The following is an 18,195-nucleotide window of genomic DNA, read 5'->3' as shown; positions in this document are numbered from 1 at the left end:
ACCCCTACCGCACCGCAGCCCGCGCCAGCCCCGGCTGGTTCACCATCCAGTAGTGCTGGAAGGCCAGGCGGATGTTGTCGCGCAGCTGGGTGTCATCCCACGGCTTCGTATAAAAACGGTAGATGGCGCCCCGGTTGATCGAGTCGAGCACGGCTTCCAGACCCGTGTAGCCGGACAGGATGATGCGGATGGTTTCCGGGTACAGCTCTTTGACTTTGCTCAAGAATTCCGTGCCGCTCATGCTGGGCATGCGCTGGTCGCAGACGATCACGTGGACCCTGTGCAGGGCCAGCATTTCAAACCCTTCGGCCGGCGTGCTGGCCGTGAGAATCTGATAGCCCTCGGGGCGGAACAAACGGTGCAGCGAGGACAGCACGTTGACGTCGTCGTCGACGATGAGCAGGGTTTGCGCCGGCTGGGCGGCGGGATCGTGGCCAGGCGGCAGGCCCGCGCCGGCGGCGATCATCTGCCCCAGTTCCAGCGCCGGCAGGGCGCGGCTGAAATAAAAGCCCTGGATCTCGTCGCAGCGGTTGCGCCGCAGGTATTCGAGCTGCGGGCGCGACTCCACGCCCTCGGCCACCACGCTCAGTTTCAGACTGTGCGCCATGCTGACGATAGCCAGCGCGATGGCCGCGTCGTTCGGGTTGCTGGTGATGTTGCGCACGAAGGCGATGTCGATTTTCAGCTTGTCGATGGGGAAGCGCTGCAAATACGCGAGGCTCGAGTAGCCGGTGCCGAAATCGTCGATGGCCACCTTGACGCCGATTTTTTTCAATTTCCCCAGCACGACGATGGTGCGCTCGGCGTTCGACATCAGCGCCGTTTCCGTCAGCTCCAGCTCCAGCAGTTCCGCCGCCACGCCGTACTGCGCCAGCGCGCGCGTCACTTCGCCTTCCAGGTCGCCTTCGGCAAACTGGCGGCTCGACACGTTCACGGCCACGCGCACGGGCCCCACTTCGCTGTCGCGCCACTCGGCGATCTGGCGGCAGGCGGCCTGGATCACCCAGGCGCCCACGCGCACGATCAGGCCCGTGTCTTCCAGCACCGGCACGAATTCGGCCGGCGCCACCAGGCCGTAGCCGGGACGGCGCCAGCGCAGCAGCGCTTCCACGCCGCTGATGCGGCCCGTGCGCAAGTCCACCTTGGGCTGGTAGTAGAGGATGAACTGCTCGTGTTCGAGCGCATGGCGCAGCGCCAGTTCCAGGTCCAGGCGCGCCAGCACCTGCACGTTCATGCCGGCCGTGAAAAAGCGGTAACCGTCGCGCCCCGCCTGCTTGGCGCCGCCCATGGCCGTATTCGCGTATTTGATCAGCGTTTCCGGGTCGGTGGCGTCGTCCGGATACATGGCGATGCCGATGCTGGCCGTCAGGGTGGCCGCGTGGCCGCGCAAGTCGAACGGCGCGCGCAAGGCTTCGCGCACCTGGTTCGCTACCGCCACGGCTTCCTGCTGGTTGCGGCTCATGGTCAATATGAGCGCGAATTCATCGTTGCCCAGGCGCCCCACCGTGTCGCGCAGGCGCACGCATTCGACCAGGCGGTTGCTGAACTGGCGCAGCAGCTCGTCGCCCAGCGCCGCGCCCAGGGTGTCGTTGATGCTTTTGAAGCGGTCCAGCGCGATGAACAGCACCACGATGCGCCAGCTTTTCTCTTGCGCCAGTTCGACGGCCTGGGCCAGCGTCTGGTAGAACAGGCTGCGGTTCGGCAGCCCCGTCAAGCCATCGTAATGGGCCAGGTGCTTCAGGCGCTCCTGCGCCTGGCGCCGCTCGCTGATGTCGCGCGCCACGGCGATCAGCAGCAGGCCACCCGTGGCATGGCCGCCGGCCACGGGCGCCTGCGCATACCAGTGCCAGCCCAGTTCCACGGGCACCGGGCTCAGGTCGCGCCGCAGCAGTTCGCATTCCGTCACTTCCGTGGCCAGGTGGGCCGCGCCGCCCGGCAGCGCGGCCAGGGGCGGGGCCGGCGGTGGCGGCAGCAGGGTACCGGGCGCCAGCGCCAGCAGTTCGGCGCGCGCATAGCCGAGCAGGCGGCACGCGCCATCGTTGACGTCGACCAGGGTCATGCCCAGCACGTCAACGAGGAAGATGGCGTCGGTGGTGGCGTCCATGGCGCCGCGAAAGCGCTGCAATTCGGCCGTGCGCTGGCCCACCGTGCGTTCGAGCAAGGTGTTGTAGTGGCGCGCGGCGCGGTGCAGCAACCGCACTTCGAGCATGTTGCGGATACGCGTGAGCACTTCGAGCGCGTCGAAGGGCTTGCTGATGAAGTCGCGCGCGCCCGCTTCCAGCGCCGCCAGCTTGGCGTCCGGGTCGGCGGCGATCACCAGCACGGGCAGGTAGCCTTCCAGCTCCAGCGGGCGCAAGGCATCCATCACGTCGTAGCCGCTCATGCCGGGCATCACCAGGTCGAGAATGATCAGGTCAAACTGGTGGCGCTGGTGCAGGCCGGCCACGGCGCGCGCGTCGAGGGTGCTGCTGATGGCCGAGTAGCCGCCGCTGCCCAGCAGGTGCTCGAGCAGGCGCAGATTGACGTCCTGGTCGTCGACGATGAGAATTTTCGCCGCATAGATATCGGCCTGGCTGATCATGGCGTGCCTGCTCCCTTTTGCCGGCGCTGCTGCGCCACATAGGCCAGGGTGCTGTTGATCGCCTCGGTAAATTCATCGAGGTTGATCGGCTTGGTCAGATAGCGATAAAAGCCCAGCGCCATGCTGCGCTCGACGTCGCCCGGCATGGCGTTGGCCGTCAGGGCGATGACGGGAATGTGCGCCGTACGCGGATCGGCGCGCAGCAGTTTCAGCGCGTCCGTGCCGTTCACATGCGGCAGGTTGATATCCATCAAGATCAGCTGCGGCAAATGCGTGCGCGCCATCTCCACACCCAGGCGGCCATCCGTGGCCGTCAGCAGCTGCAATTGCGGGCAGTAGCGCACGATTTCCTCGACCAGGGTCAGGTTGGCGGGATTGTCTTCCACATATAGCAAGGTCACGGGGGCGCTGTGCTCGAGCAGCGCGCCGGCCAGGTCCGGCCGCGGCAACGCCGGAGCGGCGGGAAGGGGCACGGCGTCGACCACGCGCAGCTCGATCCAGAAAATGCTGCCCTCGCCGGGCGCGCTGGAGACGCCGATGTTGCCATCCATCAATTCCACCAGGCGCTTGGTGACCACCAGGCCGATGCCGCTGCCTTCTTCCGTGCCGCCCTCCTGCCCCAGCCGGTTGAAGGGCTGAAACAGCAGCGCCAGCTGTTCGGCATCGAGACCCACGCCCGTGTCGCGCACGCTGATGCGCACGCGTCCGCCCGCGTGCGGCACGCACTCGATGGCCACCTGCCCCTGCTCGCGGTTGTACTTGAGCGCATTCGACAGCAGGTTCAACAGAATTTGCTTGAGGCGCGTGCGGTCGGCCAGCACGTTGAGGGGGCAGGCATCGGGGAAGGCCATGCCGATGCCGCGCTGGCTGGCCAGCGGCGCGATCATGTCGCGGCATTCCTGCAAGATGGCGTCCAGGCCCACCGGTTCCAGCGACAGGCTGACCGTGCCCGACTCCACCTTCGCCAAGTCGAGGATTTCATTGATCAAGGTCAACAAATGGCGCCCCGATTTGAGGATATGGCCGGCGAATTCCTTCTTTTGCTCCAGGGTCGACGGCAGGCGGTCGGAACTGAGAATTTGCGCGAAGCCCAGGATGGCGTTCAGCGGCGTGCGCAATTCATGGCTCATCGACGACAGGAAGGCCGACTTGGCATAGTTGGCGCTGCGCGCCTCTTCCATCGCCATGGCCAGTTCGCCATTCGTCATTTCCAGCTGCATCGTGCGCTCGTGCACGCGCACTTCCAGTTCCTGGTTCAGGCGCATGACTTCCTGCTGCGCCTCGGTGCGCTGCTCGCCCTCGCGCGCCAGTTCGCCGTTCGAGCGTTCCAGCGCGTGCGTGCGCAGCTCGATCTCGGCCAGCATCTTGTTGAAGGAATCGACCAGCTGCGCCACTTCGTCGTCGCTGAGCTTGCGCGCGCGGCGCGAGTAGTCGCCCGTCTCGATCACTTCGCGCGCCACATCGGCGATATCGAGGATGGGCTGCGTGATGACGAAATCGAGGCGGCGCAGCAGCAGCAAGGCCACCAGCAGCGCCAGCACCGTCACGCCCAGCGCGATGGCCAGGTAATCGGCCGTGCGGCCGGACAGCTCATAATCGGCGCGCAGATACACGGTGCCCAGCAGCTCGCCATTGTCGACGATGGGCTTGAACAATTCCACCGAGCTGCCGGCGATACTTTCGCCTTCCTTGCCCACCTTCGCCGGCAGCGCGCCCACGCGCTCGTTCGCGCGATAGCTGGCAAACAGGCTGCCGTCGGCCTTGTACAGGGCGCCGGCCGTCACGCGCGGGCGGATGCGCATCAGGTTGAGGTTTTCCTGCGCCAGGCGTTCGTCGTCGAAGGCCAGCGCGGCCGAACTCATGTGCCCGAGCAGCTCGGCCTGGGTACTGATATCGGCCACCAGGTTGCGGTGATAGGCGCGCAAGTCGTAGACGACGATGGTGCCCAGCGAGATGACGAGCGCCACCAGGGTGGTCAGTAAGACCACCGACATCAGCTTGTGGCGGATGGAACGCAGTCGCAGCATGGTCAGGCGCCCCCCGTCTGCACGCGATAGGCCGCCAGCAGCATGCGCGCGCTGATGCGGATATGCGCCTGCGCCACGGGTTTTAAGGCCACGTCGAAGCGCACCTTGTCGTCGGCCATCACAAAATTGATCATGCTGCCCATCGCGTAGACCTCATCCGAATCGGACACCGTCAACAACGCCAGGCCACGGCTGGCGGCCAGCATCTCCTGCAGCGCCGTTTTTTCCAGCGCGCCCAGGTACAGCACGTGCAGGCCGGCCAGCGCTTCGCCGCGGCGCACTTTTTTCACCTGCACGGCGCGGCCGTTGACGCTATGCCCGGCCACGCTCTGTTCGAGCTGCTCGGCCAGCGCATCGGCGCCCGCCACGCCGATCACCAGCGGAGAGTCGGGCCGGACAAAACTGCCGTCTGGCCACTCGACATAACCGGCAAACTTGTACAGATACCCGGCCTTGACCTGGCGTTCCAGCTCCCCCGGCACCTGCGATCGCGCATCGGCGCACAGCACGCCCAGGAGCAGCAATAGCCAGCCCAAGCGCAGGGAGCGGCGGCCGGCGCCGCGCACGGGGCGGCGCAGGGGGCCAGGATGACGCCACCAGGACCAGTTCAGAATTGCCATGACTACCGAGTAAAGAGAATGCATACGAAGGCGCGGCACCATGCCGCTTGCCGGTTCGGGCGATGCACACCAGGGTGGCGCAGCGACACAGCGCCTGCCGGCCCAAAGTGGTAGCAAATGTATAAAAGAGTGTACGCATTTTCGCTGGTACCGGGGAAAGTTTCTTTTACCGTTGAGCATGCTACAGTCTCGCCACCCTTACCACCGCATGCAGGAGTCCTCCATGAGCAACGCACTCGCCCCCCTCTCCTCCGCCGTCGGCCTGGCCTTGCAGGCGAAGGGCCTGCTGCTGGCCACGGCCGAATCGTGCACGGGCGGCGGCGTGGCCCAGGCTGTCACCGACATCAGCGGGTCGAGCGCCTGGTTCGAACGGGGCTTCGTCACCTATTCCAACGGGGCCAAAAGCAGCATGCTGGGCGTGCCCGCCGAGCTGATCGCCGCACACGGCGCCGTCAGCGAGGAAGTGGCCGCCGCCATGGCACAGGGAACGCTGGCGCACAGCGAGGCCCAGGTGGCCGTCTCGACCACCGGCATCGCCGGCCCCACGGGCGGCGTGCCCGGCAAGCCCGTCGGCACCGTCTGCTTCGGCTGGGCCATGGACGGTCGCGTGCAGACGCAGCGGCTGGTGTTTGCGGGCGACCGGCAAGCCGTGCGCGAGCAGGCCGTCCTCCATGCGCTGCAGGGGCTCTTGCGCTTTATCCAGTAGCGTCGGCGATGCAAGCGCGGTCGCGGCCCGCCTGCTTGGCCGCATACAGGGCGCTGTCGGCGCGCAGCAGCAAGTCGTGGCGGCCGGCGCCGTGGCGCGGATACTCGGCGATGCCGGCCGAAAAGGTGCAGCCCGTCAAGCTGTGTGGCGCCTGGCGGATCAGCAACTGGCGGTAGCGCGCGGCGATATCGTCGATCTTGTGCGCGGCGATGACGCTGTCGGCTTCGCGCAACAGCAGGCAGAATTCCTCGCCGCCATAGCGGCACACCATGTCGCTGCCGCGCAGCTGGCTCTCCACCAGGCGCGCGAACTGGATCAGCACTGCATCGCCAAAGTTGTGGCCATACGTATCGTTGACGCGCTTGAAAAAATCCAGGTCGATGATGGCGATGGCCACCGGCGCATCCGCATCGGCCTCGTGCAAAATGGCATTGAGGCAAGTTTCAAAATGGCGGCGGTTGTACAGGCCCGTCAAGTGGTCGCGCATGGCCTGTTCCTTCAGGCTGTCCTGCAGCGCATTGACGTGCAGGATCTGGTGCGCCAGTTCGCGGTTCAGGTGCTCGAGCTTGACGTTCTCCGTCTCGCGCGCCGCCTGCAGCTCCAGCGCCTTGTCGCGCTCGGCTTTCAGGCTGTGCATTTCCTTTTCCAGGTTGCGCATCAGGCTGCGCGAGGCGCGCGCCGACTTGCTGCTGGCCTCGTAGGCGGCCTGGTATTGCTGCAGGAAACCATAGGCGATTTGCCATTCGCCCAGCTGGGCATTGATCTCGGCCAACCCCCGCAAAATCTGCTGCTGGTGAAACGGGTTGCGCGTCCAGCTCAGCAGGCTGTGCGCCTGCGTCAGCGAGGCCAGCGCCTGCGCCGTCTGGCCCGCGTGCAGGTCCAGCTTGCCGCGCACCAGCCACGCATGCATCTGCTCTTCCAGGTCCTGGCCGCGGCGCGCATATTCTTCGGCGCGCAGCAGCAGTTGCAGCGCGCTGGCAGGCTGCTGCAGCAAGATGGCGGCGTGCGCGGCAACGCAGAATAAAAAGGCGCGCACGGCCAGGTCTTCTTCCGGCCACTCGTAAAACGGCTCCACCAGCGCCAGCGCCTCGGCCGGCTTGCCCGTCGCCAATAAACACATGGCCAGGTTGGCCGAGACGATGGTTTGCTGGTATTTGAGCTTTTGCGTGCCGATGATCCCGAGCGCCTCGACCAGCAGGGGAATCGCATCTTCATCGTTGCCCAGGTCATGCTGCGACGACGCCAGGTTCGACAGGCTGTTGACCCGGTGCGCGGGGCTGCCGAAGCGTTCGGCGATGTCCAGCGCCAGCAAAAAATTGCGCGGGCCGTCCTGCGTATCGCCACGGTTCAGGGCATCGACGCCCAGGCGCGCATATAGCATGAACTTGTGCAGCGAGTCAGGTATCTGCGCGGCCTGGCTGCGCGCTTGCAGGAAATGCTGCTCGGCATCGGCAAAGTCGCCGCGCCGGCTCGCATACGCGCCCTGCAGGGCGGCCACTTCCATGCCCCCTTCCAGGTCGCCGCTGTGCTGGAAATACGCGCGCAGGCGCTCGCACGACGGTTCAGCCTCGCCAGCGTAATACGCCAGCCAGCAATGATTCAGTTCCGCATACGCGCCGCCGCGCGCATACTGTTGTCGTTGCGCCGCCGCCAGCGCCATCTGCGCCAGCCGGCGCGCCTGGCGGCGGTTGCCGACCAGGCAAGACAGGGCTTGCTGATTCAAACGGTCAATGTCGGCTTTATCGAGACTGGAGATCGGCACTGCGTCCTCGTTCACACTCTGGGGGTGGATTTTTCACACAAAACTTGCTCTATATCAATGGTATCCTGATTAACATCATAACCAGATTCGCTGTTCCGCATGGCATATTCGCAAACGATTGTGGTAAAAATGCCAGTCGTGGCCTGGCCTGGCGCCCGCGCCGCTGTCACGAATCTTTGATTGTCACTGACGCAACAACTTGGAGTAGTCGCAATGCAAAACACGGTACATTTCATCCTGCAGGGCAAGGGCGGCATCGGCAAGACCCTGGTATCGACCCTGCTGGCCCAATGGATAGGCGGCAAGGACGACACGCCCTTGCGCTGCTATGACACCGATCAGGAAAACGCCACGTTCTCGCGCTACAAGGCGATGCAGGTCAAGCACGTGCCCGTGATGACGGATGCGCGCAACATCGACCCGAAACGCTTTGACGCGCTGATGATCGACATCCTCGACACAGATGGCAACTGCGTGATCGACAATGGCGCGAATACCTTTTCGCCGCTGATGGGCTATCTGCTGGAAAACGATTGTTTCTCGCTGCTGGAAGAATCGGGCCGCAAGGTGTACATCCACACCATCGTCGGCGGCGGCGACACCTTGCACGATACGGCCACGGGTTTTGTCGCCACGGCGCAAGCGACGAAAGTGCCGCTGGTGCTGTGGCAAAACGAACACTTCGGCCTGCTGCAATCGGCGTCCGGCAAGCAGTTTATCGAATCGCAGTCGTATGCCGACAACCGCGCGCGCGTCAAGGGCAGCATCACCTTGAGCCAGCGCAATCCCGACACCTTCGGCGCGGATGTCAAGAAAATGAATACGGCACGCCTGACGATGCAGGAAGTGATGCAGAACGACAAGTTCAACATCATGGAAAAACAGCGCATCAAGGTCGTCTACCGCGACATCTTCGAACAGCTCGACAAGGTGCAGTGGTAGATGGACCAGCACAAACTGCGCAGCCATGTGTTCGACAAGACGGGCATCAAGATCGACGTCGATGACCCGATATTCGCCCTGGTGGCGCTGAACGAAGCGGTGCTGGCGGAAACCGTCGAGCGCCAGCTGGCTCTGCTGGACGCCGCCACGCAGGCGCTGGCGGCGCAAGCGCGCGCGGCGGGCGGCTTGCCTGAGCTGCCGCCCGCGTCCTTGGCCAGCCTGGCCAGCCCTGCCGATAATGCGGCGGCGCCAGCCGCCGGCTTTACGCCGCGCGAATGGCGTTTGCTGGGCGCGGCCGCCATCGTCTCCGTCGCCTGCGCGCTGCTGGTGCTGGGCGGCGCGGCCCTGCTGTATAAACTGTAGCACCGAGCGTAGCACTGTCGCGCTGCGCCAGCCACGAGCGAAGCGCAGCGTCTTCCCCCCACCCTAGCCTGGAAGCATGCATGAAACCGATCAAATTGCTGGCCATACCCGCCCTGTTGCTGTCGCTGTACGGCGCCCCCCTGAGCCTCGCCCATGCCGCCGCTGCGGCCGTCGCGACGGCAGCCACGAGCGTGCCAAATGTTGCGTACGAAAAATACACGCTGCCGAATGGCCTCGACGTGATCCTCGTGGAAGACCATAAATTGCCCGTCACGGCCGTCAACGTCTGGTATCACGTGGGGCCGGCCAATGAAGCGCCGGGCCTGACGGGCTTTGCGCACTTGTTCGAACACATGATGTTTGCCGCCACCAAGCACGTGCCGCGCGGCATGGCCGACCAGTTGCTGGAAGGCGCGGGCGCCACCGATTCGAACGGCAGCACGGATTTCGACCGCACCAATTATTTCGACACGGTGCCGTCGAACCAGCTGGAACTGGCCTTGTGGGCCCATTCCGACCGCATGGGCTATCTGCTGGACGTACTCGACCAGACGGCGCTGACGAACCAGCAAGACGTGGTGCGCAACGAACGCCGCCAGAGCGTGGAAAACGCACCGTATGGCATCGTGCAGGAAGCCCTGTACCACCAGCTGTTCCCGAAGACCCACCCGTATTACGCCAGCGTCATCGGTTCGCATGCGGACATCCAGAACGCGAAGCTGGCCGATATCAAGGAATTCTTTACCAAATACTATGGTCCCAACAACGCCAGCCTGGTGATCGCCGGCGACATCGACAAGGCGAAAACCAAGCAACTGGTCAACAAATACTTCGGCAGCTTCAAGAGCGGCCCCGCCGTGCCGAAACCCGATGTCGTGACGCCACCCATCACGCAGGAACGCCGCATCGTGGTGCAGGACCGGGTCGAGTTGCCGCGCGTCTTCATGGCCTGGCTGACGCCGTCCGCCTACGCCAAGGATGATGCGGAACTGTCGATGGCCGCGCACATCCTGGCCGGCGGCAAGTCCAGCCGCCTGTATAAATCGCTGGTGTACGACAAGCAGATCGCGCAGGACGTGGGCGCGAACCAGAGCTCGAACGCCCTCACCTCGGTGTTCAGCGTGGACGTGACGGCCCGCCCTGGCCACCAGCCCGAGGAAATCGAGCAAGCCATGCAGGCGGAGCTGGAGCAATTGCGCGCCAAGGGACCCAGCGAGAAAGAACTCGAGCGGGCCCGCAACAGCATCGAGACGAGCATGCTGAGCCAGGTGGAAAAAGTGGGCGGCAACGCCAACCTGATGAACCAGTACAACCAGTACCTGGGCGACCCCGGCTACCTGGCTAAGGATATCGAACGCTACCGCCAGGTGACGGCGGCCGGCGTGCAGCGCGCCGTCGACACTTACCTGAAAAACCAGGCGCGCGTGGTCGTGTATGGCGTGCCGGGCACGCCGGACCTGGGTCCGGAAGTGGCGACGCCGGCACCGGGCAAGGTCAAGGCGGCGCCGGGCACGGCCATCAATGCGGACGAGCCGTGGCGTAACAAGGTGCCGGCCGCCGGTCCCGCGCCGAAGATTGTGCTGCCGCAAGCGACGTCCTTCACGCTGAGCAATGGCTTGACCGTGATCCACAATTTCAACCCGGCCGTGCCGCTGATTTCCAGCCAACTGGTGGTAAAAAGCGGTTCGGGCGCGAATCCGCTGGCGCAGCCGGGCTTGTCCAGCTTTACGGCGCAACTGCTGCCGGAAGGCACGGCCACGCGCAGCGCGCCGCAGATCGCCGACGACGTGGCGCAACTGGGTGCCTTCCTGGGCACGGGTTCCGGTGCGGATGCCTCGTTCGCCCAGCTGACGTCGCTGAAAACCACCTTCCCGCAAGCGCTCGACGTGCTGGCCGACGTGGTGCAGCACCCGCAATTCCCCTCGGCCGAGGTGGAACGCCAGCGCGCCAGCCGCATCGGCGAACTGGCGCAGCAGCGCGAAAACGCGGGGGCCGTGGCGGCCCGCGTGGAAGCGGCCGCCCTGTATGGCCCGCAACATCCGTACGGCACTATCCAGCTGGGCACGGAAGCGGCCCTGAAAGCCACCAGCCGCGCCGACCTGCAGGCGTTCTGGCAGCAGCATTACGTGCCCAACAATGCGGCCCTGATCGTCTCGGGCGATATCGGCGCCGCGGAATTGAAGAGCCTGGCCGAAGCCAAGTTCGGCAGCTGGAAGGCGGGCGCCGTGGCGCCTTCCGTGACGGCGGCGCCGGCCACGACGAAAGCCAGGCTGATCCTGGTCGACAAGCCGGGCGCGCCGCAGACGGCCGTGCGCCTGTCGACCATCGCCGTGGCCCGCACGACGCCCGATTATGCGCCGCTGCAAGTAATGAATGCGGCGCTGGGCGGCTTGTTTACGAGTCGGCTGAGCAATAATCTGCGCGAAGAAAAGGGCTACACGTATGGCGTGCGCTCGCAATTCCAGTACCGCAGCCAGCCAGGCCCATTCTCGATCGCGGCAGGCGTGCGCACCGATGTGACGGGTCCGGCCGTGTCGGAAACCTTCAAGGAAATCCGCGCCATGATCGCCAAGCCGTTAACGGCCAGGGAATTGTCGAATGCGCGCAATTCGCAGGTGCTGTCGCTGCCGGGCCAGTTCGAGACGAATGCCAGCATCAGCGCCAGCATGGCCAACGTGTATATCTACGGCCTGGGCCTCGACTACTACGCGACCTTGCCGCAGCGCTTTGCGGGCGTGACGGACAAGCAGGTGCAACAGGTGGCAAAGAAATACCTGCAGCCGGAAAAGCTGATCGTCATCGGCGTGGGCGACAAGGCGAAGATCGCCCCGCAATTGTCGAAGCTGAAGCTGGCGCCCGTGGAATTGCGCGATGCGGAGGGGGCAGTAAAGTAAGTTCTGGGGTCAGACCCGTCGGGTCTGACCCCATTGCTAGCGGCGCTTGAACAGCGCCGCTTTATCCACCAGCGCCGCGATCGCCACACCGGCCGTGTAGGCGATCAAGTCGGCCCAGCCGAAGGTGGAGCCGAGCACCAGGTGCCCCAGCGGATGCGCACGCAACTCGACGAGCCAGGGCGCCTGGACCAGCTGGCCGAATTCCACGGCAAAGCAGATCAGCAAAGACCACAATGCCAGCTGCCACGTGCGCATGCGCGTGGCGATGATGCCCAGCGCAAAGACGATCATCATGGCCCACAGGGCGTCGCCCGGATACTTGCCGAGCGCGGCGGGAAGATATTGGGGATAAGCGCGCGAGGCCAGGCCCAGCGCGATGACAGCCACGGTTGCGCCCACCTGCAGCAGGCGGCGGCGTTCAGGTTTTACCAGGAACATATTTCCATTCAAAGACACAATTCGGGCCGAACCATTGCGGCCCGTCCGATATTGTACTGCGCCTGCCCTGCCTGCCTGGCGCCTATTTCGCTATGACAAGTTCAAGCGGGGCCACCTGCGCAGCCCCGGCGGACGGATAGGTTCTCAGTCGCCCAAGCCCGCATACAGCGCCGTGCTCAGGTAGCGCTCGCCAAACGACGGGATGATGGTGACGATGGTCTTGCCCGCGTTTTCCGGGCGGCGCGCCACTTGCAGGGCGGCCCACAGGGCGGCGCCCGACGAGATGCCGACCAATAAACCTTCGTCGCTGGCGGCCAGGCGCGCCGTGGCGAAGGCGTCGTCGTTCTTCACGCAGATGATTTCATCGTAGATGGCCGTGTTCAAAATCTGCGGTACGAAACCGGCGCCGATGCCCTGGATCGGGTGCGGGCCCTTGGTGCCTTTCGACAGCATCGGCGACGCTTCCGGTTCCACGGCAATCACTTGCAGACCGGGCTTGCGTTCCTTCAACACTTCGCCGATGCCGGTGATCGTGCCGCCCGTGCCGACGCCGGCGATGACGATGTCGACTTGTCCATCCGTATCGCGCCAGATTTCCTCGGCCGTCGTGGCGCGGTGGATGGCGGGATTGGCAGGATTGTTAAATTGCTGCAGCATCAGGTAGTGCGGCGCGGCCGCCACCATTTCCTCGGCCTTACGGATGGCCCCCAGCATGCCTTCGCTGCCCGGCGTGAGCACCAGCTCGGCGCCGTAGGCGCGCAGCAGGATGCGCCGTTCGCGGCTCATGGTATCGGGCATGACGAGGGTGCAACGGTAGCCGCGCGCGGCGCAGACCATGGCCAGCGCGATGCCCGTGTTGCCACTGGTAGGCTCGACGATGACAGTATCGGCATGGATCTTGCCTGCCGCTTCAGCAGCGACGATCATGGACAGGCCGATGCGGTCCTTGACGCTGTGCGCAGGATTGTAGAATTCGAGTTTGGCCAGGATGGTAGCCACGCTGCCGGCGGCGATGCGGTTGATGCGCACCAGGGGGGTGTTGCCGATCAGTTCAGTGACGTCGTTGGCGATGTTCATGGGAGTCTCCACAGCAATTACAGAAGAATCCAGTCTACCGCTTTTTCACGGCAGCGCACGCGGTGCGCTGCCGAAACTGAACAATTACTTCACGTCCAGCAATTCCACGTCGAAGATCAGTGCCGAGTTCGGCGGAATGTCGCCATTGCCGGCGCCGCGCGGGCCGTAGGCCAGTTCGCCTGGAATGATCAGGGTACGCTTGCCGCCCACTTTCATGCCGGCCACGCCCTGGTCCCAGCCCTTGATGACCATACCCTTGCCGAGCGGGAAGTCAAACGGGCCACGGCCCACGGAGCTGTCGAACTTCTTGCCGCGCGAATCTTTCGCCAGGGGACGGTACAGCCAGCCCGTGTAGTGCACGGTGACGTTGTTGCCGGCGGACGCTTCCTTGCCGGTGCCGACCTTGTTGTCGATCACGATCAGTTTATCGGCGACAGGGCCGGGGCTCAGCGAGACGGCGGAGGCGGGAACAGGCGCTGGTGCCTGTGCCTGCGCCAGCGACGCGGCGACGGAGCAGATCAGGGCAAACAAAACGGAGCTACGCGTCATGATGGTTTCTTTCAGTGAGTTTCGGTAAGATCCCTGCAGTCCAGATAGCGCAGGGACAACAATAATAGCAAACCGCTGCCCGAAGTTGAAAACCCTGTCACAAGACTTACACTTTCCACGCCCGCTGCCGGAATGGACTTAGAGGTCCGGCAAGGCCGAGGCACCAGGCTGGCGCAAGCTTTTCAACACATGAGCGGCCGCCACCATGCCGAAGCTGGCCGTCACCACCACGCTGGAACCGAAGCCGGCACAGTTCAGGCCCGTGACGCCGGCCGGCGCGCTGCCATCGATGGCGCATGCTTCGGCGCTCTCGGGCGTGCTCAGCGGTTCCATGGAAAACACGGCGTCGACATTGAATTTGTTTTTCACGCCACGGGGGAAACCATATTCGGTACGCAACAGTTTGCGTACACGCTTGAGCAGCGGTTCCTGCTCCGTTTTCGACAAATCGCGCACGGCGATCAGGGTCGGGTCCGTCTGCCCGCCCGCGCTGCCGATGGTCAGCATGGGAATGTTGCGCGCACGGCAGTACGCGATCACGGCCGCCTTGGCCTTGGCATTGTCGATGGCGTCGACCAGATAGTCGAAATCGCGCCCGCCCAGCAACTGCTCCAGGTTATCGGGGGCAATAAAATCCTCGATCTGCGTGACCTGGCACAAGGGGTTGATCAGCTCGATACGTTCGGCCAGGGCCGTGATCTTGGCCTTGCCGATGGTGTCGCTCATGGCCTGGATCTGGCGATTGATGTTCGATTCGGCAACATTGTCGAGGTCGATCAGGGTCAGGCGGCCGATGGCGCTACGCGCCAGCGCTTCGACGATCCAGGAACCGACGCCGCCCACGCCGATCACACACACATGGGCGGCACGGAAGCGTTGCAACGCGGGGGCGCCGTACAGGCGGGCAATGCCGCCGAAACGCCGTTCAAAATCGATCTCGGTCAAGTCCATGGAAATTAGTTCATTGGTGGAGGTATGCATGGCGCCATTTTAACGGACACTGCGCTGGCAGATATTCTAAAATAGCCAAATTGACACAGCGACAAGCCGCATTGTCGCCGCGCCCCCACACCGCCCACCACGAGAACTCGCCATGACCTCTCCCCTGTTCGACTCCGTTCCCGGCTTTGACCAGCCCATCGCCGTGCTCAAGCATTGCCACGACAAGATCCGCAAGCAGCTGACGACCCTGCAAAATCTGCTGGGCCACCTGGGACAGAACGGCAACACGCCGGAAGCGCAGCAGGCGGCCAAGGCGGTGTTGCAGTATTTCAATAAAGCCGCCCATCTGCACCATGATGATGAAGAGCAAGACCTGATGCCCATGCTGCAGGTGACGGCCACGGGCGAGGACGCAGCCCTGCTGGCCACCCTGGTGCCGGAAATCCTGGCCGACCACCAGCGCATGGACCAGGCCTGGCTGACCCTGCGCCCGGAACTGGATGCCATTGCCGCCGGTACGGACTCGCAGCTGTCGCACGATGGCGTGCGCGACTATGTCGCCGCCTACCAGGCCCACATGGCCAAGGAAGAGGGTCAGCTGGCGCCGATGGCCAAGCGCCTGTTCAGCGCGCAGCAGATGGAGCAGCTGGGCACGGCCATGCAGCGCCGCCGCGGCATCGCGCCCGATGCGCCGGAAGCGCCTGCAGTGCCGGACGCGGCCGCCGCGCTGGCAGCCATGCGCACCGATTACGTGCAATCGAGCCTGAGCGAGACGGATGTGCTGGCAGATCCCATCGCCATGTTCCAGAAATGGTTTGCCGAAGCCGTCAAGGCCCAGGTGATGGAGCCGAACGCGATGGACTTGTCCACCGTCACTCCTGATGGCAAGCCCAGCTCGCGCATCGTGCTGATCAAGCAGTTCGACGAGCGGGGCTTTACCTGGTACACGAATTACCACAGCGACAAGGGCCAGCAGCTCGAGCACAATCCCAACGCCGCCCTGCTGTTCTTCTGGCGCGAGCTGGAACGGCAAGTGCGCATCGAAGGCACGGTGGTGAAAACCACGGCGGCCGAGAGCGACGAGTATTTCAATGTGCGCCCCCTGCAAAGCCGCTTGTCGGCGATTGCCTCGCAGCAAAGCGCGCCCATCGAAAGCCGGGCCACGCTGGAAAGCCATTACGAGGCCGTGGCCGCCGCCCTCGGCGACGCCCAGCCGCCGCGCCCGGCCCACTGGGGCGGCTACCGTCTGCAGCCGGAGCGCATCGAATTCTGGCAGGGACGCCGTTCGCGCTTCCACGACCGCATCGTGTTTACGCGCGGTGCTGACGGGCAATGGAGCATGCAACGCTTGCAACCCTGAGCAAGCTGGTCAAGGCGGCGCAAAGCAAGCTGGTCAATATAGGTGTAGGCTATGAGGGTAGAAGTTACTAAATGACATTGTTTCTCAATTTGCGGCCCCAGCTGGGGTCGCTGCATTGGAGGCCATTTTGTTTGTACAAAACCAACTCAAGTCCTGGATCGCCGGCATCCGCAGCAAGACCGCCCTGCCGCTGCGCATCGAATTGTGGAACGGCCAGCATGTCGACCTGTCCAGCGAAGCGCCCAGAGTCACGATCCGCCTGCCGACTGTCGCCTCGGCCCGCTATCTGCTGAACCCCTCGCTGGCCAATCTGGGCTCGGCCTACGTGGAAGGCAATATCGAGGTCAAGGGCACGGCGATGGACATGATTGCCATCTGCAATGCCCTGGCCCGCAATACCTTGAAGCCGGAAGGCAAGCTGGCCCGCATCGTGCGCAGCTTTACGCACGACAAGCGCAAAGATGCGGAAGCCATCCGCTACCACTACGATGTGTCGAACGCGTTTTATGAACAGTTTCTCGACCCCGCTCTCGTGTATTCCTGTGCCTATTTCGAACATGGCGATGAAACGCTGGCGCAGGCGCAAGTCAAGAAGATCGACCATATCCTGAAGAAAATCCAGTTGCAGCCGGGCCAGACCCTGCTCGACATCGGCTGCGGCTGGGGCGCGCTCGTCATCCGTGCCGCGCAGCAATATGGCGCCCGCTGCGTGGGCGTGACCCTGTCGGAAAACCAGTATGCGCTGGCGCGCCAGCGCGTGGCGGCGGCCGGACTCTCACACCTGATCGAGATCCGCCTGCAAGACTACCGTGACGTCACGGGCCAGTTCGACCGCATCACCAGCGTGGGCATGTTCGAGCACGTGGGATTGAAACATTTACCCGACTACTTTTCCATTATCCACAAGCTGCTGGCGCCGGACGGCATGGCGATGAACCACGGCATCACCTCTACCGACCCGGAGAATGGCGAAACGCCATATGGCGGCGGCGAATTCATCGAAAAATATGTGTTTCCGCACGGCGAACTGGCGCACATCGGCAACGTACTGAAAACCATGCAGCAAGGGGGACTGGAAGTGCTCGACGTGGAAAACCTGCGGCGCCACTATGCGCGCACCTGCGCCCTGTGGACGGAGAATTTCGAAGCCCATGCCGAGCAAATTCGTCCGCTCGCGGGCGAGCGGCGCTTCCGCATCTGGCACGTCTACCTGGCCGGCTGCGCCTATGCCTTCGAGCAAGATTTGATCAGCCTGTACCAGATCGTCTGCGTGAAGGCAGGCCGGCGCTCCGCCACCCTGCCCTGGTCGCGCAACTACATGTATGCGCACGATGCCAGACCCGCGCCGGCCCTCACGCCCTGACAGGCGCGCGCGGCGCCGGGGACTGCCTCACTTCAGACGCCCCGCATACATGGCACGGAATTTCTCCACCTTGGGCGCGACGACCAGCGCGCAATAGCCCTGCAAGGGATGCCGCGCGACATAATTCTGGTGGTAGTCCTCGGCCGGGTAAAACACTTGCGCCGGCGCCAGTTGCGTGACGATGGGCGCATCCCACACGCCGGCCATCTCGGCCAGCACCTTGCGCGCCACGCTTTCCTGTTCGGCCGACTGGTAATAGATGACGGAGCGAAATTGCGTGCCGACATCGTTGCCCTGCCGGTTCGGTGTGGTGGGGTCGTGCAGCGTGAAAAAGATTTCCAGCAAGTCGTGGTAAGCGATGACGGCGGGATCGAATTCCAGGCGCACCACTTCCGCGTGGCCCGTATCGCCCGTGCACACCTGTTCATACGTGGGGTCGGGCACGCTGCCGCCCGTGTAGCCGGGCTCGACGCGCGTCACGCCGCGCACTTCCGCGTACACGGCAGCGTGGCACCAGAAACAGCCGCCGCCGAATACCGCCACTTCCATCTGTTGATGCATGATGTCCTCC

Annotated in this window: 15 protein-coding genes; 6 read left to right on the top strand and 9 right to left on the bottom strand. The window is 64.1% G+C overall.

Features of this window, described 5'->3' with window-relative positions; all coding sequences use genetic code 11:
• Positions 1-4: 4 nt before the first annotated feature.
• The 3 genes from CLU93_RS14540 to CLU93_RS14530 are packed head-to-tail and all read right to left on the bottom strand — an operon-like array spanning position 5 to position 5,228.
• Positions 5-2,581, bottom strand: coding sequence for an EAL domain-containing protein (locus CLU93_RS14540; protein WP_099762017.1), 2,577 nt, complete (start codon positions 2,579-2,581; stop codon positions 5-7).
• Entirely contained in the window at positions 2,578-4,608 is a 2,031-nt protein-coding gene (locus CLU93_RS14535; protein ID WP_099762016.1) for an ATP-binding protein, read from the bottom strand. The genes CLU93_RS14540 and CLU93_RS14535 overlap by 4 nt, the downstream gene beginning before the upstream one ends.
• 2 nt (positions 4,609-4,610) lie before the next feature.
• The gene (locus CLU93_RS14530; RefSeq protein ID WP_180287856.1) at positions 4,611-5,228 is read right to left on the bottom strand and encodes a YfiR family protein; all 618 of its coding nucleotides are present in this window, start codon (positions 5,226-5,228) and stop codon (positions 4,611-4,613) included.
• Positions 5,229-5,451: 223 nt separating this feature from the next.
• Between CLU93_RS14530 and CLU93_RS14525 the strand changes: the two genes are divergently transcribed.
• Complete coding sequence (locus CLU93_RS14525) at positions 5,452-5,934, top strand: CinA family protein (protein WP_099762014.1); 483 nt, start codon at positions 5,452-5,454, stop codon at positions 5,932-5,934.
• Here CLU93_RS14525 and CLU93_RS14520 read toward each other — a convergent pair.
• Entirely contained in the window at positions 5,924-7,696 is a 1,773-nt protein-coding gene (locus CLU93_RS14520) for a GGDEF domain-containing protein (protein WP_243420360.1), read from the bottom strand. The genes CLU93_RS14525 and CLU93_RS14520 overlap by 11 nt on opposite strands.
• Positions 7,697-7,909: 213 nt before the next feature.
• On the opposite strand from CLU93_RS14520, the gene CLU93_RS14515 reads away from it, so the two are divergent.
• From CLU93_RS14515 to CLU93_RS14505, 3 genes are all read left to right on the top strand, one after another.
• Positions 7,910-8,638 (top strand): hypothetical protein, encoded by a 729-nt coding sequence (locus CLU93_RS14515; RefSeq protein WP_071075359.1) that lies wholly within the window; start codon positions 7,910-7,912, stop codon positions 8,636-8,638.
• On the top strand, positions 8,639-9,001 hold the full coding sequence (locus tag CLU93_RS14510) for a hypothetical protein (RefSeq protein ID WP_180287855.1): 363 nt from the start codon (positions 8,639-8,641) through the stop codon (positions 8,999-9,001).
• Positions 9,002-9,081: 80 nt separating this feature from the next.
• Complete coding sequence (locus tag CLU93_RS14505) at positions 9,082-11,895, top strand: M16 family metallopeptidase (RefSeq protein ID WP_099762012.1); 2,814 nt, start codon at positions 9,082-9,084, stop codon at positions 11,893-11,895.
• 36 nt (positions 11,896-11,931) lie between these two features.
• Here CLU93_RS14505 and CLU93_RS14500 read toward each other — a convergent pair whose 3' ends face one another.
• The 4 genes from CLU93_RS14500 to CLU93_RS14485 form a co-directional block, all read right to left on the bottom strand.
• Positions 11,932-12,333 (bottom strand): ribosomal maturation YjgA family protein, encoded by a 402-nt coding sequence (locus tag CLU93_RS14500; RefSeq protein ID WP_099762011.1) that lies wholly within the window; start codon positions 12,331-12,333, stop codon positions 11,932-11,934.
• A gap of 144 nt (positions 12,334-12,477) precedes the next feature.
• Entirely contained in the window at positions 12,478-13,410 is a 933-nt protein-coding gene (gene cysK / locus CLU93_RS14495) for a cysteine synthase A (protein ID WP_099762010.1), read from the bottom strand.
• A gap of 84 nt (positions 13,411-13,494) precedes the next feature.
• Positions 13,495-13,959 (bottom strand): FKBP-type peptidyl-prolyl cis-trans isomerase, encoded by a 465-nt coding sequence (locus CLU93_RS14490; protein ID WP_096237983.1) that lies wholly within the window; start codon positions 13,957-13,959, stop codon positions 13,495-13,497.
• A gap of 138 nt (positions 13,960-14,097) precedes the next feature.
• Entirely contained in the window at positions 14,098-14,940 is an 843-nt protein-coding gene (locus tag CLU93_RS14485; RefSeq protein WP_257224969.1) for a tRNA threonylcarbamoyladenosine dehydratase, read from the bottom strand.
• Positions 14,941-15,052: 112 nt separating this feature from the next.
• Between CLU93_RS14485 and pdxH the strand changes: the two genes are divergently transcribed.
• Positions 15,053-16,261: a pyridoxamine 5'-phosphate oxidase gene (gene pdxH, locus CLU93_RS14480; protein WP_099762008.1), complete on the top strand. Its 1,209-nt coding sequence runs from the start codon at positions 15,053-15,055 to the stop codon at positions 16,259-16,261.
• A gap of 127 nt (positions 16,262-16,388) precedes the next feature.
• Complete coding sequence (locus CLU93_RS14475) at positions 16,389-17,624, top strand: SAM-dependent methyltransferase (RefSeq protein WP_099764396.1); 1,236 nt, start codon at positions 16,389-16,391, stop codon at positions 17,622-17,624.
• Positions 17,625-17,651: 27 nt separating this feature from the next.
• Here CLU93_RS14475 and msrA read toward each other — a convergent pair whose 3' ends face one another.
• Complete coding sequence (gene msrA, locus CLU93_RS14470; RefSeq protein WP_243420362.1) at positions 17,652-18,185, bottom strand: peptide-methionine (S)-S-oxide reductase MsrA; 534 nt, start codon at positions 18,183-18,185, stop codon at positions 17,652-17,654.
• Positions 18,186-18,195 lie beyond the last annotated feature (10 nt).

The organism is Janthinobacterium sp. 35, assembly GCF_002754575.1.
Taxonomy (GTDB): domain Bacteria; phylum Pseudomonadota; class Gammaproteobacteria; order Burkholderiales; family Burkholderiaceae_D; genus Janthinobacterium; species Janthinobacterium tructae.
The sequence above is the reverse complement of the archived record's forward strand: the minus strand, read 5'-3'. Positions and strand labels throughout refer to the sequence as shown.

Excerpts from the sequence above, each read along its gene's own strand:
- CLU93_RS14540 (WP_099762017.1), bottom strand. The coding sequence starts at position 2,581 with ATGATCAGCCAGGCCGATATCTATGCGGCGAAAATTCTCATCGTCGAC.
- CLU93_RS14535 (WP_099762016.1), bottom strand. The coding sequence starts at position 4,608 with ATGCTGCGACTGCGTTCCATCCGCCACAAGCTGATGTCGGTGGTCTTA.
- CLU93_RS14530 (WP_180287856.1), bottom strand. The coding sequence starts at position 5,228 with ATGGCAATTCTGAACTGGTCCTGGTGGCGTCATCCTGGCCCCCTGCGC.
- CLU93_RS14525 (WP_099762014.1), top strand. The coding sequence starts at position 5,452 with ATGAGCAACGCACTCGCCCCCCTCTCCTCCGCCGTCGGCCTGGCCTTG.
- CLU93_RS14515 (WP_071075359.1), top strand. The coding sequence starts at position 7,910 with ATGCAAAACACGGTACATTTCATCCTGCAGGGCAAGGGCGGCATCGGC.
- CLU93_RS14510 (WP_180287855.1), top strand. The coding sequence starts at position 8,639 with ATGGACCAGCACAAACTGCGCAGCCATGTGTTCGACAAGACGGGCATC.
- CLU93_RS14505 (WP_099762012.1), top strand. The coding sequence starts at position 9,082 with ATGAAACCGATCAAATTGCTGGCCATACCCGCCCTGTTGCTGTCGCTG.
- CLU93_RS14500 (WP_099762011.1), bottom strand. The coding sequence starts at position 12,333 with ATGTTCCTGGTAAAACCTGAACGCCGCCGCCTGCTGCAGGTGGGCGCA.
- cysK (WP_099762010.1), bottom strand. The coding sequence starts at position 13,410 with ATGAACATCGCCAACGACGTCACTGAACTGATCGGCAACACCCCCCTG.
- CLU93_RS14490 (WP_096237983.1), bottom strand. The coding sequence starts at position 13,959 with ATGACGCGTAGCTCCGTTTTGTTTGCCCTGATCTGCTCCGTCGCCGCG.
- CLU93_RS14485 (WP_257224969.1), bottom strand. The coding sequence starts at position 14,940 with ATGCATACCTCCACCAATGAACTAATTTCCATGGACTTGACCGAGATC.
- pdxH (WP_099762008.1), top strand. The coding sequence starts at position 15,053 with ATGACCTCTCCCCTGTTCGACTCCGTTCCCGGCTTTGACCAGCCCATC.
- msrA (WP_243420362.1), bottom strand. The coding sequence starts at position 18,185 with ATGCATCAACAGATGGAAGTGGCGGTATTCGGCGGCGGCTGTTTCTGG.